This is a genomic window from Veillonella sp. HPA0037 (genome assembly GCF_000411535.1).
GTDB lineage: Bacteria > Bacillota > Negativicutes > Veillonellales > Veillonellaceae > Veillonella > Veillonella atypica.
In genome coordinates, this window is sequence record NZ_KE150483.1 from 1,199,739 (window position 1) to 1,225,624 (window position 25,886).

The window sequence follows — 25,886 nt, forward strand, 5'->3', positions numbered from 1 at the left end:
GTCTCCAATCCCCCATTATAACAATGTTTTTCAATTATAAAACTCATAATAATTTCATGAAACAAACTTATTTTTAATTCCTATTTATTAAAGGAATTAAAATTACTCATGAGAAATAAACACCTTATAATACTAATTCTATATACACCAACAATTCTCCTGCATCATTTTCACAAAATCTTACTGCTCCATCTAAAATATTTAAAACATTAGCTCCGCTTTAGCGCAGTAGCTTCTCTAACGCAAATGTGCTAAAAACTTTAATGTATAAGCATAAAGGATAAAGTAAAAACAGCCCGTCACAAATGACTTCTGGCTCCGCTTTAGCGCAGTAGCGTGTCTCTCTTAACGCAGATATGATAAAAACTTTAATGTACTTACTGAATAAGTAAGGATGAAAAAATCCTCCTCAAACGACTTCGGGCTCCGCGTAGCGCAGTAGCGTGTCGGCTTGAGGAGGATTTTTTATCCGCCACCGTATTTAGGTGTTACATTAAAGTTTTTAGTACATCAAGTACTTCGTGTGGTAATTCATTTTTACCGTCTTTGAGTTTTTCCACGTATTCAGAGCGGAATTCAAAGGCTTGGTGTAGTTGGTGATGGTATTCACGTACATCAAATGGTGGTTCGAATCCTGGCACTTCTACGTAGGATAGGTTTTCATAGGCACCGAATGGTTCGAATTGTAGGTCTCCTTCTACTAGGCGTTCTAATAAATCAAGGGTCACTTCTTTAGGGATTTTCTTTTCAAGGAAGAATCCGGTGTTCATGATATAACAATCTACGCCACATTCTTTGAAGAGTTTTTTGTAGCTTTCATAATCACGAACTAACGGATAGGTACGGAATGGGTTTGCATATGGCTCAATAACGAGTGCATTTGGATCGACGTTGGCATCGAGTTTTTCAGCAGTAGAGCGGCGTGTTGCAAGGGTTGCGCCCATAGTGGCAGCTAATACAGGGTCGTCGATTTTAAGGATTGGTGGCAATGTTTTATCTTTCATCAGCCACACAATGGCATTAACCGGTTCGTCCACGTGGTTTACGCGATTGTCTGTCCAGAATTGGGATTTAATAGCACGGCCATTGTTGTTGCGCACGTCCTCAGCCAATACGACCTTATTACCATTTTCATCGAGGGTAACGCCTACGTTTTGCAATGTTAATAAGTATTTATTAGCAGGGTGTTCCACAGGATAATCCTGCATTTTATCAAAGTATGTTGGTTCCATCGCAACGGAGGACAAATCATTTGTATTGATGATATATGCATCGTCATGCAAGATAGAAATATCATAGCGACCATTGTGTTTTTCGTGAGTCAATGTAGATTTACCGGAACCGGATAAACCAAATACGCCGATTGTGAAAGACTCACCATTTTTAAGGTTATAGCGTTTCATACCGCCGTGGCAGGCTACGTAGCCATAACGATTTGCTAAGGACCAAGCCAATGTCAATGTGCCTTTTTTATGTTCCCCAAAGTAACGCATGCCAAGAATCATCGCGCAGTTATGAGCAGGGTCAAAAATAGCAAGACCACCTGGATGACCTGGTACTACATAGTCAGGGTCAGAGTAGATATAAATATCCCCTTCCGGGATGTCTTTACTGTTGTTATAGAACTCTTTCACTGCATCGTCAAAGAATTTAAAGTTCATAACCCAAGAATACATGATAGATGCATGATCCTTTGGAATCATAAGATGAGCACGAGCCGTGAATTTTTGATCAAGACCAACCACAACTTGTGTAGAAATCCATTCTTTATTGCGACTATCATACACAGCATCACGAGCGATACCGGCTAATTCGACTTCATCAATACCTTCATCACCAATAATACGGCGAGCCTTCGCATAGCGGCCAGTCGTTTTACCATCATTAGTTACGAGAATTTTAGCGTCAGCTGGTAAACCTTGTTCTTCTGGTTTAAATACAGGCATATCAAGAAGAATGACACCTGGTTCTTGCGTTGCCAATGTATACGCTTCTGCTACAGATGTAACAGGTTTTACGTTATTGCCATAAAATGCAGTTTCAATGGTGCTGCGTAATTTAGAAAATAACGGATTTGTCTTGATTTCACTTTGATTCCAAATGCGACGTGTTGCCATTCTAATCCTCACCTTTATCGTATAACTTTATAAAAACCTATCGGTACGTGTATTGAAAATACTTCTAATAATTTCTATTTTACCTGTTTTTAATAAATTTGTATACACGAAAGAGATAAATAAAAGTAAATTATTGTATGTTTATTTTAAATTAGTGCAACACATTTTGTAATAATAAAATGAGGCAAGGTCACGCGACCTCGCCTCTTATTTATTTACCTAGAAGAGTTACTTTTTATTAATAAATGCGTTGATTATCGCCTACAAAGTCAGTTTTATCCCAAGTCAACAATGTACAGGAGCCTTCTAATTCACGGATATGTGTACAATCTTGCATCATTTCTAGTACGCCTCGGAATTTACCATTTTCATCGCGCACGGCCGTGTAGATAACATAGATAAACAAGCCCGGTTTATTGATCCAAAATTCTGCTTGGCTTTGTTCTCCCGAACGGAATGTCTCTACGATTTCTTCTACTACATGAACAGACTTCGCAGGATGGCAATTCTTCACCTCACGGCCAATAACATTAGCACTACGAGGGAATATACGATGTGGCGTATCGCTGTAGAACTTAACGAGTTCATTTTCATCTACATAGGATAAATCCACAGGCAGATGACGGAACAACAAATTAATTTGCTCTAAGGTCAATTTGCCAGTGGCCACATCGAGGACTGTATCTTTACCAACTGGTACTCCACCTACAGGACCTACATACTTAGATAATAAGCCTGCTAAATCATTTAGAAGCTCATTAGATACGGCACTATTATGACCAGCAGCATTTCCATTTAATAGGGCTGCGGAATCGTTAATACCTGGCACTACATATAAACCTGGTGCGTTAATAATAGCATAACCGATTTCATGGTCATTTTTACTCATGCGCACAAACTCTTCATCGCTTAATAATTTAAAGGATGTTGGCAATAAAACCTCTAACTCCTTAGAGTTCAAATCACGTAACTTTGCCAGTGTTTCTGGAACAGATGCTAGGAATTCTTCGTATTTATCTTCACGAAGCAATGTATAGGATGCAGAGATAGAATCACGCACGCCCTTATCAAAGGTCCACATAATACGCGTAGGACGATCAAACCCATGATTTTCTAACATTGGATATAATTGATTTTGCTTACGAGATAGATGGATACGCCATTCTGCTAAGGAATCAAAAACACCAAGCCAAGGATTTTTAATAAACTTATCTTGTTTTAACAATTCATCCGCTTCAAGAGCTACCTTTTCAACCGCATTAATTTCTTCTAAATAAGCCCACAACGGATGATTCTCTGGGTACTCATTTTCGGCACGTACTAATACACCGTCAAATAAATTCAACAAATCATCCATCTTGTCTAGTATTTCTTCATCCTTATAGACACCTTTCAAACTTTGCTCTGCATAAGCAAATTCGTCAGGCGTACAAGTACCTAACTTTTCTTTTAAAATACGGTTACCCTCTTCCAAGGATAATTTACCGTCTAAATAATCCTCTTTAATAGATACAATAATTCTGTACCGTTCGTTATTAATGTCTAGCTTTTGCTGTAATGGATTCATATGCTTATACCTCCAGGGGTCAAAGACTATTAGTATATACAATATATTATTACTATATTAAATATACTTTTATTATATTCATTTTGAAAGTGATTTTCAGTTGCTACAGATACATTTCCCAAGATGATTGAGCCACAAAATACTTTCCCCCAATATAATTAAATCCTTAAGTACTTTCACCAGCACATAAAAAGGCACCCATACAATGTATGAGTGCCTTCTATTAATTTCTCAAATCAATATATTCAGTTTTAGATGCCTCTACAGGATTGCCATTGCTATCCGTAGCCGGTGTAAATTTCCATGTAGAAATTGTGTTCACGATAGATGCATCCGCATCACTACTACCAGTGGTTCCCTGTAATTCTACATGAGAAACGGATCCATCTGTATTAATAGTAAAGTTTACATTAACAACAGTTGCATCACCGGCATAACCATGTAGTACACCAGAATCAAAGCCTGGTGTAGATATTGCTTTTGGCGCTTCATAAGGTGTGGCCGCCAAAGAAACAGCGGCAGACATGGACATTATTAATGCCGTTAAGGCAACACAACGCAATACATTACTCATCATCTTTCTCCTCATTTAGTCTTATGACCACTCTCATTATTGAGTCCTAGACTGTTTCACTCCTTATTTTGCCTTAGGACCATTCGCTTTCGCATTCACATCAGACGCATGATTATCGTTAGACTGTGATTTGTCTACCGTCAATTTACCATTGCCGGACTTAGCTGGAGCATTACCCTTTGGCAATGTAATTGTCATGCCTATGATGGATGCATGGGCTTTTTGATCTGTGCCAATAGCCGGCGTAAATTCCCATTGTCTAATAGCAGCTTTCACAGCCTCATCAACAGGACCATAACCAGAGGATTGTTCTACAAAGACATTTTCAACCTTGCCTTGTTTGTTAATTAGGAATCGTACACGCATATGATCTGCTACGGTAATTCCATTTGGAATAGCTGGCATCGTAGGTTTAACGATGGATACCTCGCGAGGTGCTTCTGTAAATCTACCCGCAGCCGCATCAGCATGAGCAGGCATCATAGCACCTACCGCAAATGTAAGAACAGCAGCACACGCGAATCGAGTTAATATATTCATGGTTTGTTCCCCCTCGAAATTAATATAATAAATATACATATATAATACTCGATAAAGATGAAGAAAAAAATACCTAACTGCAAAATGTAGTCTATTAGTAAAAAATATATGTATAGAATAATTTTTATTGATAATTTTTCTCATATATGTTATATTCATATTGACTAAATTGATCGGATTACACATCAAGTTGATGTAACAAAATTACAAAAGGAGGTTCATCATGAGACGTAGAAAGCGTATTCAAATGAAGGTCATGATGGTACTTGGTATCGTTGCCCTCGTTGGGCCTAACCATCTACAAGCTCTTATCCACTAAATGATCGTGACCCTAGCAGAAGACTGTATAACTGCCAATAGCCGCTACGTTAGTAGCGGCTATTTTTCCGCTTAAATAAGGGTAGTTAACAAGATAACCAAAGATGTTAAACTCAGTACCTATAAAAGGAGGTTTATTATGAAATTCAATCGAATCTTGCTAATAGTCGTATCATTAGCTCTTATGTTATTCGCATTAGCAGGCTGTGGAAAAGATACAGCACAAGACAACCAGAAGAAATTAAACGTAGTTGCTACAACAACAATGTTAACGGATTTAGTAAAAGAAATTGGCGGTGACCATGTGTCTGTACAAGGACTCATGGGTCCTGGCGTAGATCCTCACCTCTATCAAGCGAGCGCCGGCGATGTAACAACTATGTCTAAGGCAGATGTTGTAGTGTACAACGGCATTCACTTAGAAGGTAAAATGGGTTCTATTTTCGACAATTTAACAAAACAAAATAAAGCTACTATCCGCGTATCCGACGCCATTAATCCAGCTACTCTACTCGACTTTGACGAAGAAGATGGCGTGAAAACTAAAGACCCTCATATTTGGTTCGATGTAGCGAATTGGAAACTTGCAGCCAAGGCTGTATACGAAGGACTTTCAAAAGCAGATCCAGCTCACAAAGAGGATTTCAAAAAACGGTATGATGCGTACCTCACTAAATTAGATGACACAGATGCATACATTAAAGCACAAGCAGAATCTATTCCTAAAGAATCTCGCGTTCTTGTAACAGCACACGATGCTTTCCAATACTTTGCTCGTGCGTATGGCTTTGAAGTAAAAGGTTTACAAGGTGTAAGTACCGCTACAGAAGCAGGCACACAAGATGTAAATGAACTTGTTCAATTTATCGTAGATCACAAAATTAAAGCCATCTTCGTAGAATCTTCTGTACCACACAAAACAATTGAAGCCGTTCAAGAAGCAGCTAAGGCTAAAGGCTGGAACGTTGCTATCGGTGGCGAATTATACTCCGACTCCCTCGGTTCTGAAGGCACTGAAGGCGGCACATATATCGGTATGGTAAAAGCCAATATCGATACCATCGCTAAAGCACTTAAATAAACAATGATAAAAGGAGGTCTCTATGGAATGGGCCGTTGAAGTTGAAGATATGACCGTAGCCTATACGACAAAACCCGTATTATGGGACGTAGATATGAAGGTACCCATCGGTTCCTTAGCGGCCATCGTCGGACCTAATGGGGCCGGTAAATCTACATTATTAAAGGCCATGTTAGGCCTATTAACAGTTATCTCAGGTAGTGTTAAGTTTTATATCGACCACCACCTTGCAATGGACAAAAAGGATTACAAGAAAATCGCCTATGTTCCTCAAAGCGGTAGCGTAGACTGGGACTTTCCTACTACCGTATTAGACGTTGTACTTATGGGCCGCTATGGTCATCTAGGTTGGTTCAAACGACCAAGTAAAAAGGATAAGGAACTGGCCCTCTCCATGATTGAAAAAATGGGCATGAGCGACTATGTAAACAGACAAATTCGTCAACTTTCAGGGGGTCAACAACAGCGTGTGTTCCTCGCAAGAGCCCTCGTACAAGAGGCAGATATTTACCTCATGGACGAGCCCTTCAAGGGCGTCGATAAAACGACGGAGCACGCCATTATCTCCCTTTTACAAGAAATGAAAGCGCGCGGCAAAACGGTGATCGTCGTACATCACGATTTAAATACGGTACCTCAATATTTCGACTGGGTAACGATGGTCAATAAGCAAACTGTTGCCTATGGACCCGTAGCAGAGACCTTTACCGATGAGGCCATCGAGCGCACCTATGGCAAGGGGAGGACTGTATGACCATACTCCAATCCTATACGACACAGATGGTATTGCTCGGCACGGCTCTCTTGGGCCTTGCCAGTGGTATTGCAGGCACCTTTGCAGTACTGCGCAAGGAAAGCCTCATCGGTGACGGTCTCTCCCACGCGGCACTGCCTGGTGTAGTCATCGCGTTCTTACTGACCGGTATAAAAGACATTGAGGTACTCATTATAGGTGCTGCCCTGTCCTCTATCACTGCGGCGTGGCTCATTACCATCACCGTAGAAAACAGTAAAATCAAATTTGATGGGGCTTTGGCTACTATACTATCTGCTTTCTTTGGTCTTGGTATGGTTCTACTCACCTACCTTCAAAGTCTGAACAATGCAGGTCAGGCGGGGCTTTCAAAATTTATATTTGGACAGGCCGCCACCATATTAGCCCGCGATGTGTACATTACATCGGCGGCAGCGCTCATCATTATCGTTTTAACAGCCTTATTTTGGAAAGAGCTAAAGCTCATCTCCTTCGACGTAGAATACGCTAAAACATTGCAAATTCCCGTCACCTTTACACTCATTTTATATCGTTCCCTATTGATCATGACCATCATCATCGGCATTCAATCAGTAGGTGCTATCTTAATCAGTTCCCTACTCATTGCTCCGGCCGTAGGGGCCCGTCAGTGGACGAACAAGCTAGGTACCATGTGTATGCTAGCAGGATGTTTCGGCATGGTATCTGCTATTGGCGGTACCATTTGGAGTACAACAGTACAAAAACTGCCTACAGGACCTGCGATCATCGTCATTCTGTCGGTTATCGTACTGCTGAGCCTCATATTTGCACCTAATAGAGGCATCTTGTGGCAATTCCGGAAAAGAGGTGCCCCATGACAGTACATACAGAGATTTTACTCATCGCCATTGCGGTATCCATCGCGTGCGCTATCCCTGGTGTATTCCTCGTGCTGCGCCGCATGTCCATGATGGCCGACGCCATTACGCATACCGTATTTCTCGGCATCGTGCTCGCTTTCTTTGTAACGGAAGACTTAAACTCTCCCTTGCTTTTAGTAGGGGCAACCGTAGTCGGCGTAGGAACAGTGTGGCTTACAGAGATGATTCATAACACGGGCCTCGTCAACGAAGACGCGTCCATTGGTATCATCTTCCCGCTCCTCTTCTCCATTGCCATCATCCTCGTCAGTCTCTACAGCGGCAACGCACACCTTGACGTAGATACGGCACTTCTAGGGGAAATCGCATTCGCCCCGTTCGACAGATGGATTCTAAACGGTACCGACTTAGGTCCTGTTTCACTATGGATTTCCCTTGGGGTGGCATTCATCAACCTCGTATTAGTTATGCTCTTCTACAAGGAATTGCAGCTATCGACCTTCGATCCACTATTAGCAGGGCTCTTCGGCTTTATGCCCGCCCTCATCCACTACGTGCTGATGACCATGGTATCCCTCACCGTGGTGGCTTCATTCCAAGCGGTAGGCGCCATTCTCGTTATCGGCCTCATGATCGGACCTGCGGTTATTGCTTATTTATGGACGGACTCTGTGAAAGCCATGCTCACTAGCAGTATCATCATCGGTATTATCTGTGCCGTTATCGGTACGGAAGTCGCTTTCACCCTAGACGTATCCATTGCAGGCGCTATCGCAACAACGATTGGTCTCGCATTATTAATTGCCGTTATTTGCACGCCAAAGACAGGCTATATTGCAACCTATCTTCGCCAACGCCACTTGCGTCGTCACTATCGAGAAACAATGATGCTCTGCCACATCTATACCCATATGAATACACCTGTGGCGGCCATCGAAAACGGTATCGGCACCATTCACGAACACTTGAACTGGAAGCCAGACTATACACACCAAGCCGCATCACACCTTAAGAAACAAGGCTTTTTGTATGTAACAAATGGGTACTATATGTTGACCGATAAAGGCGTGGCGCAAGTAAAAGAAATTATTTAAATACAATACCAATACTTTTCCCAACAAAAAAGAAGCTGAAACCAATGCTAATCTGCAAGATTTCAGCTTCTTCTTTTATATTTAATTATATGGCTAGAACACAACACGCATCTGATACCACTTAGCACCGCCGTGATCAGATACAGACTCCCCTTCATTTACAAAGCCAAACTTGGCGTAATAATGAATCTTTTCTTTCTTACATGTTAAAATAACGCCTTTTCGATTTTCTTGTTTGGCCAATTCTATGAAAGCCTCAATCAACTGCCCCCCTACACCGCGATTGCGATACGCTGGCATTGTATTTAGGCCAAATATCATCTGCCATGCCCCATCAGGATTGTGCATAGATGCATCAGCAAACATCTCATCGGTTAGGATTTCATCATCCGTTACAAATCCATCGATAAAACCGATAGGTGTATCACCGTCAAAAATAATAAGGAAATGATCTGCATAGTGGGCAAGGCGTTCTTTAAACGCTTCACGAGGTGCTGCTTCGGCTGGTGGGAAACAGGTAGATTCTATATTTGTAACAATGTCTAAATCATTAGTAGTGGCTTTTCGTATATTCATATTAATCAACTAATTCCTTTCTCATATAGATAACATCATCCATAGGGTTATGATAATACGGCTCACATTCAGTAAAGCCATGTTTCTTGTACAAATAAATGGCTGCTTTCAATGGTTTAATTGTATCTAACACCATTTCTTTATAACCAGAGACCTTAGCATGATCCATGATACTTTCAATCAGATGTTCACCTAGATCATGACCGCGATTCTCAGGACGTACATAAAGACGCTTCATTTCACAACGGATCTCATTATGCTGGTAATAGGCCACCATGCCTAAAACCGTATTATTATCATCGACTGCGACTAATAATTCACCATTAGGAGCTGTATATTTTTCAGCGATATCAGCCAATTCTTTATCTAAATTTTGAAAGGATAAATCACGACCAAGCCACTGCGCATACTCTTGAATTAACTCTTTTACTTGATCTAAATACGGTTTGCCATCAATTATATTAATCATATGCACTCCACCGATTGATTACTATAACTTTCTCATCTCACGCACGAATGCCTCAGCCTCTTGTAAGTTCTTTGGAAACTCGAAATACATATATCTCTCAGTTCCATAAATAGGATTTCTAAAATCATAGCCACTCAATAACAAATACTCTATGATTTTCCACTCTTTATCATTAGATTTTTTAGGAGCTTTGAACTTCTCATTTACAAAGTACATTTTACCTTTACATATAGGACAGGTTTTATTTGTATCAAATAACTCATAATTCGTACCCTCCGATAAGGAGATTCGGCAGTTAGTACATACATTTTTATAGCCCATAATTATTTTCTCCCATATGAATTATGATGAAAGAATCGTAAAACTATATTATATCTTTTAACCAAAAAGACTTTTATAAAGTGCCTTAATTTCTCGTCCGTATTTCACTGCACTGGGAATATACAATCTTTTATAATAGTCTTCTAATATGTCTGGGTAATTTTTCAAAATATCAAATTCAATCATATACAAAGCAATACTTGTTATAGAATATTTTCCTATTTCAAGTATAGTTGATTTATCTTCTCTATCTAATTCTTCGCCTTTCGTAAAATCCCCATCAGGATATTCATCACAAGTTTCATCACTGTATTGCCAAAAGGCTTTACTCCAAAGAATCAGTGCTTTACGATTGTATTTTATTAACTGCTCGAAAAACTGTATTAACTCTTTCTCAGAATATAACTTGCAATTAAACCCTTCTAATAAAAATTGCCTTTGATTCAATCGATTTCTTAGTTCTTGAATTTCTATGCTTTGTAGTTCTTTATTAAAGTTATCAGACCCTAATTCATCTATAATATCTAAATATATAGGGCTATCTAAAAATTCTTTTAATGTTTTCATATCCTTACAAAATTAACACCTTCCATAATAAAAAACTCCATATCTGCTTTTATAACAAAGTAATTTACAATTTCAAAAACTAACAAAATATTAACTCATATTAGGCCTCATTCAATTACATATACCATATCACCTGTAAAGTATATGTTCATTATACAGTGAACGGGGTTTCCTTCAGTCCATAACCATCCTTTGAGTACAGCACGTCCCCAATTATAGGTCTCCGTAATGACCTCAAACTCACTTTCACTATACTCCTGTTTATACTGAGGTAATTCAATTCTTTTACCTGTGAAAGTATCTAATATTGTACTATCAAAGACGAAAATTTCTAAATCATCAATATCACACTTCTCAAATACAATCTTGGCCTTATGAGTCTGTTCATCACCATTATCATAGGAAAAAATATAATCAAGGGTAAAGATTAAATTACCGTCTGTGTATTCTATTTTTTGTACCTTTGCATCGTGGAGAGAATACTTAAAGTACTCTCCAAAAGATCTTGTGATTTTCATAGGCCCTACTCCAATAATAATTGATATTTATGTATCTATTTATTTCATCATTTTTTTATAATGTTTTGAGTATCCAGTATGTTCAAAAACTAATTCAAAAGCAGTCTTAAAATCATTATAATCAAACTCTTTTATATCAAATATATTCTGTCCTTTTGAGTGTGACTCTCTATTCATATAACGATTAAACGCCATAAAATTAGTTTTCTGTAATTCTGCCTTCTGGAATACATTATTATAATCCTGTTTTTCTACAAAATTAAAAAAATATTCAATTATATTTCTCATACAATTTGCAATAAGAGCCGGTGGTTGATTTTGATCCTTAACAATATACCAGTACGCCTGGTAATCATTTTGAATCTCTTCATATTTCATAGCACTAAAGAAACTACCAGCCTCATTTTTACACAATCTAAATAGTTTCTGAGTTTCCTCTCGCTCTTTATGATTTATATTTGTCAGCTCATAGAAAAAATATAAACTATGTGTAAGAATAAATACTTGCTCATACATATCAGTCCTTAGAAATTCATTATGAATCAATCTACCTATATTAAAAATATGTATATGTGACAAACTAGAGATAGGATCATCTATTATAATAATTTTATTTGTTGAAGTGGAATCACTCTTTACTTCACCTTTACATCTCTCTAAAAAATATAAAAAACTAATTACCATCTTTTCACCTTCACTTAGAGTATGAAAAACATGGTCATCTTCACAGCCAGCTCTTTTAATATGATATAAAGATTCTTCATCAGAATATTTTTCAATTGAAAAATCTATTATTCCAATATCTAAAAGAGCTCCTTTTATATTATCAATCGCTTCATCTATATTAACAGTCCTCTTTTGATTTTCTCTGATAATACTTTGCTGATTATCTATTTCTTTTTTTAAGCCATCTATCTTCTTATTATATTCTGTTACATAATTATCATGTTCTTTTTTCTTTTTATTATAATCACTAATAATAGTAGCAAATCTTATTTGCATTAAATCCCAAAATTTTTCTTTTATTTTATTCCTACTAGCTTCAATATTTTCAATTTTTTTATTGTACTCTAATATCCTCTGGTTAGTCTCTTCAATAATTTTATTAATATTAGATACAACATCCTCAGAAGATTCTAACATTACACTTAGGCTCGGAGTATTTATTTTATCCTCTATTTTAGATTTATTAGATTTTATTAAGTGCTCTAAAGTTAATAAATTTCTTTCTATAGCATCGACATTATTATTTAAAAATCTATTAGCTTTAAGTTTTTTAACTTCATCAAATATATATGTAGCCTTATTCGAATAGTCTTTTAGCAAGCAACGTAATTTATTTTTATCATCTTCATAACTATTATCAAAATATTTATATATTTCTTCAACAAATTCTTTTGAGATTGTTTTTTGTTGGCAAAAAGGGCAAATGCTTGGATTTTTATCAGTATCTATATAAGCTAACCCTTTATTCACCCAATCAGAATTTTTTAACTTATCAATAACTACAGAAATAGTACTATTATTATTTCCCACAATTATTTTCTCAAGAAGTTCTAAATTCTCTATCTTATCTTCAACTAAACTGATTTTATTTATACTAGATTCTTTTCCAGCTCCAGATTTTAAATCAGTAGCTTCGTTTTTTAATGTTTCTAGCGAATAATCAGGCTCTATTTTAACCCTCTTCAGACTAACTAAATAGTTGAACAATGTATCTTTACTGCTTTTTAATCTATCTAAACAATAACCTAATACATTATTTTCCGTAGTAAATTCCTTTTTGATTACCCAAACTTCATTTTTATAGTTATCAACACTCTTAGTATATTGTTCTAATGTATTTTTCGCTTCCTGTTCAGCCTTCTCCTTCTCTTTCTCTATTTTAGAGAGTTCATTCCTTGCCTTATCAATAACTTCCTTAATTTCTTTATTTTCTTTTGATAATGTAAAAATTCCAGGGATATCCTCTGTTTCATAAAAATTGTCTCTAATAAATTGTTGATTATAGACCAAAACTGTATCAGATTCCTTTAATCCCTCAATAGAGCAATCTGCAAACTTATTATCTGACCTATTATATAGAAAGTTTGAAAGTGTACTCTTTCCAGTCCCATTTAATCCATATAATAAATTAACTTTTTTATCAGTTTCAAGTGAGGTTGATGTTTTATAGCTTGCAACATTATTCATTATAATTTTTGTAATCATAAATTAATTAACTCCCCATACGTTTAATACACTTAATTGCTATTTAAGATTAGACAATTATATCTCCCTTTGCTCTATTCTACGCCTGATATTATAAAGAACACCTCCCTATAATACTAAAAGCCTCCCACCAAAATGATGGGAGGCTTTTATGCACACTAAAAATTCAATAACTAACTCCCTTTCAAATCTATTCTTTTACCTTTCAGTTGAATTTGGTATTACTCAAAAAGTACAGTTAATGAATTTATAAATCAATATTTACTTCTTATTCCCACTCAATAGTTGCAGGTGGTTTAGATGTAATATCGTACACGATACGGTTGATATGTTGTACTTCGTTTACGATACGACGGGAGATTGTGTCCAATACGTCGTAAGGGATGCGTGCCCAGTCAGCAGTCATGAAGTCTGTTGTTGTTACGCCACGCAATGCCAATGTGTAATCGTATGTACGGAAGTCACCCATAACGCCTACAGTACGTGTAGATGTTAATACTGCAAAGTATTGGTTGATGTCGCGATCAAGGCCAGCTTTTGCAATTTCGTCACGGAAGATGTAGTCCGCATCACGCAAGATGTCGAGTTTGTCTTTCGTGATTTCGCCCATTACGCGAATAGCAAGACCAGGACCTGGGAATGGTTGACGCCATACGAGGTAGTCAGCCAAGCCTAATTCAGAACCAAGTTCACGCACTTCGTCTTTGAAGAGGTTGCGCAATGGTTCGATAAGGCCTTTGAAATCTACAACTGCAGGCAAGCCGCCTACGTTGTGGTGAGATTTGATAACTTCTGCTTCGCCAGTACCGGACTCAATAACATCAGGGTAGATTGTACCTTGCGCCAAGAAGTCAACGGAGCCGATTTTACGACCTTCGTCTTCGAATACACGGATAAATTCTTCGCCGATAGTTTTACGTTTAGCTTCTGGATCTTCAAGACCAGCCAATTTATCTAAGAAACGTTTTTCTGCATCGACGCGGATGAAATGCATGCCGGAATCTTTGAAAGCTGCTTCAACTTCGTCGCCTTCGTTTTTACGCATTAAACCATGGTCAACGAAGATACAAGTCAATTGATCGCCAACAGCTTTAGAAATAAGAGCTGCTGCAACGGAGCTATCTACACCGCCGGACAATGCCAACAATACTTTGCCATCGCCTACAGTGTTACGAATTTCTTCAATAGCAGTTTTTGCATAGTTTGCCATTGTCCATGTGCCTGTGAAACCACATACTTCGTACAAGAAGTTGTGAAGCATTTCTTTACCATGTTCAGTGTGCAATACTTCTGCATGGTATTGCATAGCGTATAATTTGCGTTCTTTATTTTGCATGGATGCAACAGGGCAATCTTTTGTATATGCAACGATTTCAAAACCTTCAGGTACTTTTGCTACATAGTCAACGTGGGACATCCAAACAACTTGGTCTTCGTCCAAGCCTTTGAACAATGGGGATGTAGTATCCACTTTAGTAGGTGTTTTACCAAATTCACGGTTGTCTGCAGATTTAACTTCGCCGCCCAATGTATGCGCCATAAATTGCATACCATAGCACATGCCAAGAACTGGAATGCCAAGTTCAAAGATTTCCTTTTCAATTTTAGGGGAATTCTCTTCGTACACGCTGTTAGGGCCACCAGTGAAGATGATACCTTGCGGCTTCAATTCCTTAATTTTTTCTAATGCTTTGTTGTATGGATATACTTCGCAGTATACATGATTTTCACGAACACGGCGTGCAATCAACTGATTATATTGACCGCCGAAATCGACAACAATAACAAATTCCTTGTTTTCCATAGTTCCTCCGTATGCATCTATTTGTGAAAGTATATTCACCAATTTATAATGTCCATACATTCCTGTACTGGGGGTGCGTTTTAACAAGCAAAACGCTAAATTTCATTACATTTTATTATACCATACGAAGTATATGGACTCCATATATTCCGTATGAAAGTTATAAAACACTTTTTAACGTTCGGATTTTTAATATATTTCAGTTCCTGACAGTTCAAGGTCGCCCTTTCACATACCTATTTTAAAATAGAACAGGCCTGTTCTATTTTTAGAAGGTCTATTACACATACCTGTTTCAAATTAGTACAGGCCTGTTCTATTTTTTAGAAGACCTATTACTCGTGCCCGTTTCAAATTAGTACAGGCCTGTTCTATTTTTAGAAGGCCTATTGCACGTGCCCATTTCAGATTAGTACAGGCCTGTTCTATTTTTTAGAAGGTCTATTACACACATCCATTTCAGATTACTACAGGCCTGTTCTATTTTTTAGAAGGTCTATTACACACATCCATTTCAGATTACTACAGGCCTGTTCTATTTTTTAGAGAGCCTATTGTACATACCCATTCTAGATTAGTACAGGCCTGTTCTATCTTTAAGTAGCTTATGCATTTGTACGGCCCCGACAGGACAGATTGAATAACAATCTCCACAACTGATACAGCCGTTACCAATAATAAATTTGGTAGTTCCTTCGGTGATGCATTGTACAGGGCAATCTTCAGCACAGGCACCGCATTTAACGCAGGTATCGTCTATATCAAATTTTAAATTGCCCATATTACATCACCTCACAATCAATCATGGGATTAATGGTCAATTCACTATCGAATATACTTCTATTTACCTTCTAATTTGCGATTATATGCAATAGCCGAATAGAGTGCACGAGCTACGCCGTAATTGTTATTATCCGTTGTCGCATAGCGTGCGGCAGCTTTCACATTATCTCGTGCGTTCCCCATAGCCACGCTAGCACCAGCAAAGCGAATCATGGATAGATCATTTTCGCTATCGCCGATGGTCATCACTTCGTCAGGCGTATAGCCCCAATGGTTCGCCAAGGCCTCTACGGCCGTGCCTTTTGTCGTATGAGGCAATACAAATTCTAAATTTTCTTCGCTTGATTCAAGGACGTCGTAAAAACGTTCGCGCCCTTTACCATCTGTGGCTGCCCCTTGGAAGTCATCGCGTAAATCAGCTAGGATGCGTTCGCGTATACGTTCATCGCCGTAAAAGATTTGGATTTTCTCCGGTCCTTCTGGCAAAGATTCTAGATGTGCCAATAAATCGGGCACCATCGTGCGCGTTTTCAAGATAAATGGTCTAATATTGGGTCTAAAGAAATGCTCCGCTTGTGATGTTTCATTGCCCACTGTTGGATATTGTCCGAAAATTTCGGCTTTCACATAAGCCTCTACAAACACACCGTAGGTCATGAGTTTCCGTACTAAATCTATGGCACGAGTTTTATCAAAGGAGATATGAACCAGTTCCTTTTTCTCCTCTTTATCCATGACATAGGCACCATTGGTACACACAAAGTAGCGCAAGCACGGCATGGCATCGATGACATCATCCATCTCATGCCACGCACGGCCCGATGCGATAGCCACGCGGATACCGCTTTCACGAGCAGCACGAACAGCAGATACCACCTCAGGGTCCACGGATTTCGCATCGTTCACCAAGGTGCCGTCCACGTCGGACGCGATGAATCGAATCGGCGTATCGCCAGTAAGACCTATATAATTTTTAATATCTAATGGTTCAGATGAGGACATAAAACCTCCTTTAATACAATATAATTTTTACTTGATGTACAATAAAGATAGCATATAAATTTATAGAATTATCGGTTTAAAGGATGTGAAATCATATGCATATACTAATCGATCGAGATGCCGTTTGTGCCGCCGATGATATGAATCATCATCGGGAAGAATTTACCGTACCTAATGATATAACCATAGCCGGTTTATTTGAACTTCTTGAATTTAAATACATCCCATTCATCGCTGGCAATGACGTAGTATGGGGGCTCTATCACCACGATGTTGAAGTAGGAACCTATTTTACCAAAATTCAAAGTTTTATAAATGGCAATATGTCATTATCGTCTATTATCAGTGATTCTGAAAGAGATACCGAATTCTATCTACGATATTACAGCTCTCCCGATAGTTATAGGAAGCACTTTATTAACATCGCGAATCTCGATTAGAAACTACTTAGTACTGTTGAACTCGGACACAATTTCTTCTAAGACAGCTGGATTTTCTACTAATCGTAACAATGTACGCCCAATGATATGAGCCCCATCTACGATGGTTTGTTCAATGGTTGGTTCCAGCATAGCATCCGCAAATTCCTTCGCATGACATACCTTATCTGGACCTGCCAAGCGTAGTTTAGGATGGAATGCGGCGCATTGATAGCTGACGTTACCGATATCGGAACTACCGCCAATGTCTGCTGGACCCGGTTCAAAATCAAGGCCCATATCGGCCATCACGTCTTCGATGAGGTGTGTGCCGCGATGGTTTTGGTTCATATCATCATAAGGATTACCGTAAAACTCAACGTCTACAGTCGTACCGGTACAAAGGGCAGCGCCTTCAAAAATCTTTTTAATTTGCTCGGACAAACCGTTCAAATACTCTCGTTCTGTGTGACGTACGGTTACCTCTAGTTCGCCATAGGCAGGAATGACGTTGGATGCGGTACCACCGTTAATGATCCACGTGCCGATGCGAGATTCTGGTCGCACTTGTTGGCGCAGCATATCCATGGCATGGATGGCGAGTTGTACGCCATTTACCGCATTGATGCCATTCCAAGGCTCACCAGCCGCATGAGCTGATTTACCATGGTACTTAGCGCGGAAACAGTCGAGTGCCAAGAATTGTGAATTTGGCCGTGTTTCTTCGCCGTCGAGATGGACCATTATAGCAAAATCATAGGCCTTAAACACGCCAGCGTTGCACATATCCACCTTGCAGCCCATCGCTTCCTCATCAGGTGTGCCGATGATGTCAATGTCCATAATGAAAGCTACGCCATCTTGCTGCATCTTATGTAATGCAAGGGCTGCCAAGGTGCTCATAGATCCACTCGCACAATGTCCGCACGCATGGCCCACATCTGGGAGCGCATCGTATTCACATAATATAGCTAAACGGCCCCTAGGATTATCTACTTTCACAACAGACGCCTTAAATGCAGTCGGCAAGTGACAGAACTCATAGGTCACAGGAATACCGTGTTTTTCAAGGACAGCACCGATTGTCTTAACAGACTTAAATTCATGACTAGACAGTTCTGGATTCTTCGCCAATGTATAGTTAATGGTGAAAGCCTCTTGGGCGAAGCTTTCACAAGCACTGGAAAATTGTTCAGTAAGAGACATAGGTCCTCCTAAATATGTGTATAAATAATCGACCTTATTTAGTAAAAGGTACATTTCGTGTACTTAATTTGTTTACGCACCTTTAATTATACAATGTTATTGCCTATTGGTTCAAAATTCCGTACAATAGAAACAGATTAATATGTTTGTATCGTGTTTGAGGAGGATACTATGTTTAAATTCAAAAAATTAACAGCCATCGCACTCGTAGCTGTTGCTGCTATGGGTTTATTGGCTGGTTGTGGCAGCGAAAAAAGCAAAATGACACAAGAGGCTGGCGTGTTACGTGTAGGTTCTGAAACTACATTCCCACCATTCGAATTCACTGAAGGCGATAAATACGTTGGTTTCGACGTTGATTTGTCCGAAGCAATCGCTAAAAAATTGGGCCTAAAAATGGAATTCAAATCCATGGGCTTTGACGCTTTGATTCCAGCAGTTCAATCTGGCGACATCGACATGATCGCAGCAGGCATCAACGCAACTCCTGAACGTGAAAAAGCATTAGACTTCTCTGATGTATACTTTGACCAAGGCGGTTTCATCACAGTGGTTCGCAAAGACAACTCCACAATCCACAACATGGACGAACTTGCTGGTAAAACTGTAGGCGTTCAAATTGGTACTGTTCCTGCAGACATGGCAAAAGCTATTCCTAACACAACAGTAAAAGAAATGGACTCCAACTCCAATATCTTTATGGAACTAAAAGCTGGCACAATCGATGGTGCTATCATCGATAACGCAGTTGCTATGTACTACCTAAAACAAGGTGCTGACAAAGACCTTAAACTCGTAGGCGAACCTACTAAAGCCCCTGGTACAGTACTTGGTGTGAAAAAAGGCAACAAAGAATTGCAAGACGCTGTTAACAAAGCACTTAAAGAACTTAAAGAAGATGGCACATACCAAAAAATTTACGATAAATGGTTTGGTGACTATAACAAAAAATAATTTCTAGTCAACGGCTAGAACGATAATCAAAAGATACCCCACGAAAAAACTCCACCGGCCGGGTCTGTCCCCTACGGGGCAGGGCCAAAGTCGTTTTTTCATGGGGTATCTTTTTTCATATCCACTCTAACCTGACTTAGAAATTATTTTTTCGTTATACGGATAAGAGAATACTGCGCTACGCGGAGCCCGAAGTCGTTTTCAGAACCGGTTCTTTTTTACTATCCTATAACCGTAAATAGAAATTATTTTTTGTCTCTATAGGGGGCAGGGCCGACGCAGGGTGTGAGCTAACAGAGGAGCACGGCGACGCTTGGGAGCCACACATCGCTAATCCAGAGGCGTAAGATTTTCCAAAGGAAAATCCACAGCATCTGGAAAAGTCAGTTTTTGCCAGGTGTCTTTTTTTGCATTCTACAACACGTGTTAGAAATTATTTTTTATCATATATCCAAGGAGAAAGAGGCCGTAGGCCCTCCTTTCTCTGTCCAGCGGCTGGGTTGGCAATAACGGATTTTATCAATTTCACTACTATCATATTCCGCGTGTCGGCTATGGATTGAGAGATAGAACCGATGGGCCCAAAAATCCGACTTTGGCCCTGCGGAGCCCGAAGGGCGTAGTCAGACCCGGCCAGTGGAGGTTCTCAGGACACGTCATCACACGGGCCGTAGGCCCTCCTGTCCCTCGGCTGGGTGGGCAATAACGGGTTTTATCAATTTCACTACTATTATATACCGAATTGACACTAGCCTTAATGCGTGGGGCGGTGGCGTGTTCTGAAACCGACTTTGGCCCTGCGGAGCCCGCAGGGCGTAGTCAGACCCGGCCGGTGGAGGTTCTCAGGGCACGTCGTCACACGGGCCGTAGGCCCTCCTTTCTATCGGTTGGGTTGGCAATAACGGATTTTATCAATTTCACTACTATTATATTCCGCGTGTCGGCTATGGACCGAGAGATAGAACCGATGGGCCCAAAAATCCGACTTTGGCCCTGTGAGCCCGAAGGGCGAATCAGACCCGGCCGGTGGAGGATTTTTGGGCCCATCGGTTCTTTTCCTCTTCTACCATTTCCTACCGCGGTATATAATAATAGTGTATTGTATAAAAACGAAAGGAGGGCCTATGGCTCAATATTTCACAGACCGCCTCCAACGGGTCTTCCACTTAATTTTTATGTCTTATGATCCGCAGTCCGCTCAAGAGGGTCTGCGCATTTTAGAGTCGATTGTAAATAATCAATCGAATGTGACAAAGCCAATTCAGCATGAATTGCGCAACACTGCTACATCGCAAGGTAGTGCTGGTGAATCAGATGCTGAGGAAGTCTACCAGAAGGCTTTATCTCCTGAGGAACGTGAATTAGGAGACGCATACGCCCTATTGGCACGCGTATATGCTGGTCCGCGATTTACGTGGGCCGAGTCGGGTTTTCCAGAGGATAATATGCGCACGTATCAATGTTTGCATGATAGTATCCGCCGGTATAGTCCGATTGGTACGTTGCAAGCATTGCGCATAGCTGGGTCGATTACGCCTACGGTGAGGCGAGATATGCAGTTGTCCTTTGATGATGCATTCCGCATCATCTATGATTACGCAAAGCAAGACGATGCATACTGCCAATATATTATAGGTAATGTATTTTTCTGGGGCGATTACCACGTTATTAACCAAGCTAAACAACTATTAGGCCCAGAAAAGGCTAGCTTTAGTCAACGATTACAGCAAGCGACGCGCAGCAAGAGTTTACGTGAAGTCATTGCTACCTTGCGCGGCATGGTAGACGAAGAAACACTACAAGCAAAATCTCGGGAGCATGCGAAATACTGGTTTACCAAAGCCCTTGATCAAGGGCTCGCCATGTTCCAAGGGAACTTGCGCAATATTTATATCGATGAAGGCGATTATGAAAATGCACGCCGTGTGGCACGCAGGGCAGCTGAACTAGGCAATCCAACCATGATGCTCTATACGGCTCTCGACCATCACGAAAGAGGCGAGTTTACAGATGCTTTCACATGGTTTACAAAGGGCGCCGAACTAGGCCAGCCAGAATGTATCGCGGAACTCGCCGACTATTACTACCATTTTTATGAGCAACCTGCGTTGCGCGCTGCCATCCCGTATGACCCAATCAAGGCTACTGAACTGTATCAACAGGCGGCCACAAAGGACTTTAATGACGCCGGTTATGCAGCGTTGCAAGCCGCATTTAACTATATCTTTCACATTGGAGGGCTCCCGCTCGACTGGGGGCTCATCGCCGATTTGACACACATGGCGGCGACAAAGGATCGGTTCCTGTTCTCCTTGCCGTATATCAGTTATATGCGCATTCACGGCATCGGCGTGACCAAAAACATCCGTTTTGCTATTCAATCCTTGACCCGCGTGTTAGAGGAAGAGAAACGGGCGCTTCAAGAGGAGGACCGCGTGCTCTTCTACGACATCACCCGTGCGCTCACACGCGTTGCCTTGGGCTACGCCTATGAAAAAGGTTATGTTACGGGAACACCTGACCTCGACAGTGCCGTTCATTATTATGAAAGCTCCCATCAGTACATCGTGTCACATCTCGCCAATCGCAGCGAAGAAATCAAAGATATTCCGGTAGATGATGAAGCAGCAGAACGATTAGCAGCTTTCGAAAAGGTAGATGGCCATTGGCATTACAAGGAAGGTATAACCGAATCCTCTACGACCGTGCGCCCGGCCCCTACCACATGGCCTCACAATGCAGCCCGATTATCCGTTACTATGAATGGCTTTCAGTGGGATACCACATTATATGACCGAGAAACCATCGACAAGGCCCTATCCACACAAGATACGGTGGTGCTTAGCTTTTACAATCATTTCCTAACCATTCCAGACAAATTGCGGAATATCTATAAACTGGAGACTAAACGTATGCCACGCAACACCTATCAGGTTCGGTTATACGGATACGATCCAGCCGAAGGGCATGAGATTATCTATAAATCGCTGCTCAATGCAGAGGACGCCCATAATTTGTGGCATGATCTTTATGAAAGCCACCGTTTACCGGATCTTTCAGATGCATGGGCCATCGAAACAGACGAGGAAAAACCGACGTGGCACTATGTACTCGACGTCGATCAAGAACCATTCCTACTCGAGGAATATGACGATGCCAACGCCATGATACAAGCATCATTAGAAGGCCTCAAGAGCAATCGCTACGAACAAATCAACGTTCGTACCCATGATTTTATTGGGCCATCCTATTTCATATTCAAGGGCAAGCGGTCCACACCATTTAGGGTGCAACTGTACCTCAAGGAATCGATGCGCCACATCATCGACGAACACGGCAAGCAAAAGGACATTCCCGGTAATACATACCTATTTGAACAGTACTTTGGCAACGAAGTATCCTTGAACTACTGGATACAACGGACCATTACGACCTTAGACATTCCAGAACTAGATAACTGGAAACCACTCAGCGTACCTAAGGATTTGCAATAGCAAATAAAAATTAAAAGAACGCATACAAGGCCCCGATATTCAACTTATCAATTGAATGCCTAGGCCTCTGTGCGTTCTTTTTATTATATTAAAACTATGTTGTTACAAATTATAAACCTACATCGACAACGCCATGATCATAAGTTTCTTCCTCAACTTCTTGTACAACCATATCACTACGATGTACTTTATCAAGCATCTTAGAACGTGCTGTTGTAATAGTACTTTCACTATGTTTACCACCATGCCAAGCAAACTTGGATGTGCCAATTGTATATTTCAAGGTTGCATAAGGGCCACTCAAATGATGAGATGCCGTTTGATAACCAGCATCAAGAGTAAGATGTGGTGTAATATGGAATTCTGCGCCTACTTTAAAACCTTTTATGGCATCCCGTTGATTTAATTTATAATAGCCAACTTTCACAGGGGATCTACCACGCCAATTATAATAGTCCGCATAGACACGAGCCCAACGAGCATTTTTAAAGGTTCGTGAGTATCCTACATCAAATCCACTGGCAGCAACCTTTTCTGATAACATCCAATGATTTTCATAATCAACCTTAGCATAATTATAAAGACTAGTATCAGAATCCCTACCGTATGGATACAATCCTGTAGGATCATACCATCTGATACTTCTCCCATGGAGCCCTATATATTTTCTATCATCAGTCCCCAAGTTTCGGTACAGATTAGCATGAAATTCATTAAGGCCTGCCACATATTCTACACCGCCACTAACGCGCTTATAACCACCTTTAAATACGTGGTCATAGAATGCATTAACACCAACATAAGCATGTTCACCTTTACTAAGACGACGATAGCCAATACCAATATTTGCATTCATACCTAAGGATTCTTCCTTATCTGTTTGCCTGTTATGTACCGTAAACGTTCCTGCAGGTCTATCTGGAACCCAATAGTTATTTAATTTATTATAGGATATTTTTTCACCACTACGACCTATACGCCCTTGTACAAAGACAACACTTTTAGTATTTTCATCATAATGAGTTACAGGTTGTAATGTCTCAATGTATAACTTGTTAAGTTCTGTAGATTTGGATTTATCAGAAGTCCCCACAATAGGATGATTTTGCCAAGGCATAAAATTATGGTATTGATGGCTACTCGACTCTTCAGAATTTTTCATACCAACGCCGACTACCACATCTGTACGATCCATCCAGCTAGAACGAACAGCCTCTTTCCTAGCCGCATCGGATGCAGTTATTTGCTGTGCAGAATCTAGGCCATTTACCGCTTGAACCTCTGCTGCCATTCCTATTGTAGATATGCTGAAAGTCATAGCCCCTAAAACCATAGCTTTCAATAATAACTTACCTGACATTATATATAGTCCCCTCTCATGACAATGATAAAACTAACATTTTCTCCATATTATAAATGATCAATAGGTGCTAAATAAAAATATTCAATGTCATCAAAGGATTCTACAATCATGTCTTGACGACGTACCTTATTTAGCATTTTAGAACGAGCTGTAGTAATCGTATCATCACTATGCTTGCCACCCCAGAAGGCAAATTTAGATGTACCTAATGTATATTTCACAGTACCATACATACCCTTCGACATATTGTTTGCATTGTTATACCCAATATCTAAGGATATATGCGGTGTTAACTGTAATTCAGCACCGATTTTAATGCCCTTATAGTGGTTTGCATTCCGCACAGAAAACCATGGCACATCCCAATGGCCTGGACGCCCATAATTATATTCTTGACTATGACCGAATCCATGGCCTTTCCAACGATATCCATTTACATAGGCACGAGCCCAGCGAGCATTCTTGAAGGATCTAGCAAAACCGATTTCATAGCCACCCAGTGCTCTACCGCCTTTGTAAGTATTATAGTTTTCACTAGGAATCGTATTATACGGAAATGTTGATGGGTAACCATTAGGATACAAGCGTTTAGGGTACGGGTTGCCACCAAAACCTCTTACGACGCCCGTATTACCAAGCCCCTTATACACATTAGCATATACTTCGTTAAGTCCATTTACATACTCTACGCCACCGCTGATGCGATTATAATTGCCTGTGAAAGCTCGATCAACGAATGCATTAACACCTACATAGGCATGTTCATTTCGGCTAAGGCGTCGATAGCCAATACCAACCGTACCGATAATCCCTAATGTTTCTGATGATTTTTCATCCGTATTTATTTTAGTGTAACTAGATTGCCCATGCCGATTGATTGTTAATTCAGGGAGAAAGTAACCACGCATCTCTTTCGATGCTATTTTCTCACCGCCCCGTCCAATGCGCCCCTGTACAAATAGAACACTTTTACTGTTCTCATCATAATGAGAAATAGGCTGCAATGTTTCTATATAGGCTTTCGTTAGATTGCCGTAATCAGATTGCTTATTATAAATGGTATCCAAATCATCCGTTAGAAAGTGTCCTTTATCTAATTTAGACTGGCCTCCGGTCTGTACACCTACAGCAATATCAGTTCTATCCATCCAATTGGATTGTACCGCCTCATGCTTTGCTATATCGCTCACTTGTGGCGCCACATTAGCCGCTCCCACTACAGCACTTGTACTACACACCATGGCCCCCAAGACCATAGATGTTAATACTAACTTATATTTCATTACTAAAC

General features: G+C 40.1%; 23 protein-coding genes. 7 read left to right on the forward strand and 16 right to left on the reverse strand.

Features of this window, described 5'->3' with window-relative positions:
* Positions 1–488: 488 nt before the first annotated feature.
* The 4 genes from HMPREF1477_RS05620 to HMPREF1477_RS05635 form a co-directional block, all read right to left on the reverse strand.
* Positions 489–2,117, reverse strand: coding sequence for a phosphoenolpyruvate carboxykinase (ATP) (locus HMPREF1477_RS05620; RefSeq protein WP_016476131.1), 1,629 nt, complete (start codon positions 2,115–2,117; stop codon positions 489–491).
* A gap of 238 nt (positions 2,118–2,355) precedes the next feature.
* Complete coding sequence (locus HMPREF1477_RS05625) at positions 2,356–3,684, reverse strand: DUF438 domain-containing protein (RefSeq protein ID WP_016476132.1); 1,329 nt, start codon at positions 3,682–3,684, stop codon at positions 2,356–2,358.
* A gap of 223 nt (positions 3,685–3,907) precedes the next feature.
* Positions 3,908–4,258 (reverse strand): energy transducer TonB, encoded by a 351-nt coding sequence (locus HMPREF1477_RS05630; RefSeq protein WP_016476133.1) that lies wholly within the window; start codon positions 4,256–4,258, stop codon positions 3,908–3,910.
* 63 nt (positions 4,259–4,321) lie between these two features.
* Entirely contained in the window at positions 4,322–4,798 is a 477-nt protein-coding gene (locus tag HMPREF1477_RS05635) for an energy transducer TonB (RefSeq protein WP_005378233.1), read from the reverse strand.
* A gap of 457 nt (positions 4,799–5,255) precedes the next feature.
* On the opposite strand from HMPREF1477_RS05635, the gene HMPREF1477_RS05640 reads away from it, so the two are divergent.
* From HMPREF1477_RS05640 to HMPREF1477_RS05655, 4 genes are read left to right on the forward strand one after another with little or no spacing between them, the layout of a single operon-like run.
* On the forward strand, positions 5,256–6,197 hold the full coding sequence (locus HMPREF1477_RS05640; RefSeq protein WP_016476135.1) for a metal ABC transporter solute-binding protein, Zn/Mn family: 942 nt from the start codon (positions 5,256–5,258) through the stop codon (positions 6,195–6,197).
* 22 nt (positions 6,198–6,219) lie between these two features.
* Complete coding sequence (locus HMPREF1477_RS05645; protein ID WP_016476136.1) at positions 6,220–6,951, forward strand: metal ABC transporter ATP-binding protein; 732 nt, start codon at positions 6,220–6,222, stop codon at positions 6,949–6,951.
* Complete coding sequence (locus tag HMPREF1477_RS05650) at positions 6,948–7,811, forward strand: metal ABC transporter permease (protein ID WP_016476137.1); 864 nt, start codon at positions 6,948–6,950, stop codon at positions 7,809–7,811. The genes HMPREF1477_RS05645 and HMPREF1477_RS05650 overlap by 4 nt, the downstream gene beginning before the upstream one ends.
* The gene (locus HMPREF1477_RS05655) at positions 7,808–8,908 is read left to right on the forward strand and encodes a metal ABC transporter permease (protein WP_016476138.1); all 1,101 of its coding nucleotides are present in this window, start codon (positions 7,808–7,810) and stop codon (positions 8,906–8,908) included. Before HMPREF1477_RS05650 ends, HMPREF1477_RS05655 begins: the two co-directional genes overlap by 4 nt.
* A gap of 93 nt (positions 8,909–9,001) precedes the next feature.
* Here HMPREF1477_RS05655 and HMPREF1477_RS05660 read toward each other — a convergent pair whose 3' ends face one another.
* The 9 genes from HMPREF1477_RS05660 to HMPREF1477_RS05700 form a co-directional block, all read right to left on the reverse strand.
* Positions 9,002–9,484, reverse strand: a complete 483-nt coding sequence (locus HMPREF1477_RS05660) for a GNAT family N-acetyltransferase (protein ID WP_016476139.1) — start codon at positions 9,482–9,484, stop codon at positions 9,002–9,004.
* Between the two features lies 1 nt (position 9,485).
* On the reverse strand, positions 9,486–9,953 hold the full coding sequence (locus HMPREF1477_RS05665) for a GNAT family N-acetyltransferase (protein ID WP_016476140.1): 468 nt from the start codon (positions 9,951–9,953) through the stop codon (positions 9,486–9,488).
* A 21-nt stretch (positions 9,954–9,974) separates the two neighbouring features.
* Positions 9,975–10,274 (reverse strand): hypothetical protein, encoded by a 300-nt coding sequence (locus HMPREF1477_RS05670; protein ID WP_016476141.1) that lies wholly within the window; start codon positions 10,272–10,274, stop codon positions 9,975–9,977.
* 57 nt (positions 10,275–10,331) lie between these two features.
* Complete coding sequence (locus HMPREF1477_RS05675; RefSeq protein ID WP_016476142.1) at positions 10,332–10,841, reverse strand: hypothetical protein; 510 nt, start codon at positions 10,839–10,841, stop codon at positions 10,332–10,334.
* 107 nt (positions 10,842–10,948) lie between these two features.
* Complete coding sequence (locus tag HMPREF1477_RS05680) at positions 10,949–11,359, reverse strand: hypothetical protein (protein WP_016476143.1); 411 nt, start codon at positions 11,357–11,359, stop codon at positions 10,949–10,951.
* A 39-nt stretch (positions 11,360–11,398) separates the two neighbouring features.
* Positions 11,399–13,570 carry an AAA family ATPase gene (locus HMPREF1477_RS05685; protein WP_016476144.1) on the reverse strand — a complete coding sequence of 724 codons (2,172 nt, stop codon included), beginning with the start codon at positions 13,568–13,570 and terminating at the stop codon, positions 11,399–11,401.
* A gap of 268 nt (positions 13,571–13,838) precedes the next feature.
* Positions 13,839–15,374: a glutamine-hydrolyzing GMP synthase gene (gene guaA / locus HMPREF1477_RS05690; RefSeq protein ID WP_016476145.1), complete on the reverse strand. Its 1,536-nt coding sequence runs from the start codon at positions 15,372–15,374 to the stop codon at positions 13,839–13,841.
* Positions 15,375–15,948: 574 nt separating this feature from the next.
* Positions 15,949–16,155: a 4Fe-4S binding protein gene (locus HMPREF1477_RS05695; RefSeq protein ID WP_016476146.1), complete on the reverse strand. Its 207-nt coding sequence runs from the start codon at positions 16,153–16,155 to the stop codon at positions 15,949–15,951.
* Between the two features lie 59 nt (positions 16,156–16,214).
* A complete protein-coding gene (locus HMPREF1477_RS05700; protein WP_016476147.1) occupies positions 16,215–17,159 on the reverse strand; it encodes a Cof-type HAD-IIB family hydrolase in 945 nt (314 codons plus the stop codon).
* 95 nt (positions 17,160–17,254) lie between these two features.
* Here HMPREF1477_RS05700 and HMPREF1477_RS05705 point away from each other — a divergent pair, with 95 nt between their 5' ends.
* Positions 17,255–17,599, forward strand: a complete 345-nt coding sequence (locus tag HMPREF1477_RS05705; protein ID WP_016476148.1) for a hypothetical protein — start codon at positions 17,255–17,257, stop codon at positions 17,597–17,599.
* Between the two features lie 3 nt (positions 17,600–17,602).
* Here HMPREF1477_RS05705 and HMPREF1477_RS05710 read toward each other — a convergent pair whose 3' ends face one another.
* On the reverse strand, positions 17,603–18,784 hold the full coding sequence (locus HMPREF1477_RS05710; protein WP_016476149.1) for an amidohydrolase: 1,182 nt from the start codon (positions 18,782–18,784) through the stop codon (positions 17,603–17,605).
* 171 nt (positions 18,785–18,955) lie between these two features.
* On the opposite strand from HMPREF1477_RS05710, the gene HMPREF1477_RS05715 reads away from it, so the two are divergent.
* Both HMPREF1477_RS05715 and HMPREF1477_RS05720 read left to right on the forward strand, forming a co-directional pair.
* Positions 18,956–19,738 carry a basic amino acid ABC transporter substrate-binding protein gene (locus HMPREF1477_RS05715; RefSeq protein WP_016476150.1) on the forward strand — a complete coding sequence of 261 codons (783 nt, stop codon included), beginning with the start codon at positions 18,956–18,958 and terminating at the stop codon, positions 19,736–19,738.
* Between the two features lie 1,124 nt (positions 19,739–20,862).
* Positions 20,863–23,232, forward strand: a complete 2,370-nt coding sequence (locus HMPREF1477_RS05720; protein ID WP_016476151.1) for an SEL1-like repeat protein — start codon at positions 20,863–20,865, stop codon at positions 23,230–23,232.
* Positions 23,233–23,341: 109 nt separating this feature from the next.
* Here the strand turns inward: HMPREF1477_RS05720 and HMPREF1477_RS05725 are convergent, their stop codons facing one another.
* Positions 23,342–24,592 carry an inverse autotransporter beta-barrel domain-containing protein gene (locus tag HMPREF1477_RS05725; RefSeq protein ID WP_016476152.1) on the reverse strand — a complete coding sequence of 417 codons (1,251 nt, stop codon included), beginning with the start codon at positions 24,590–24,592 and terminating at the stop codon, positions 23,342–23,344.
* A gap of 50 nt (positions 24,593–24,642) precedes the next feature.
* Complete coding sequence (locus HMPREF1477_RS05730; protein WP_016476153.1) at positions 24,643–25,878, reverse strand: inverse autotransporter beta-barrel domain-containing protein; 1,236 nt, start codon at positions 25,876–25,878, stop codon at positions 24,643–24,645.
* Positions 25,879–25,886 lie beyond the last annotated feature (8 nt).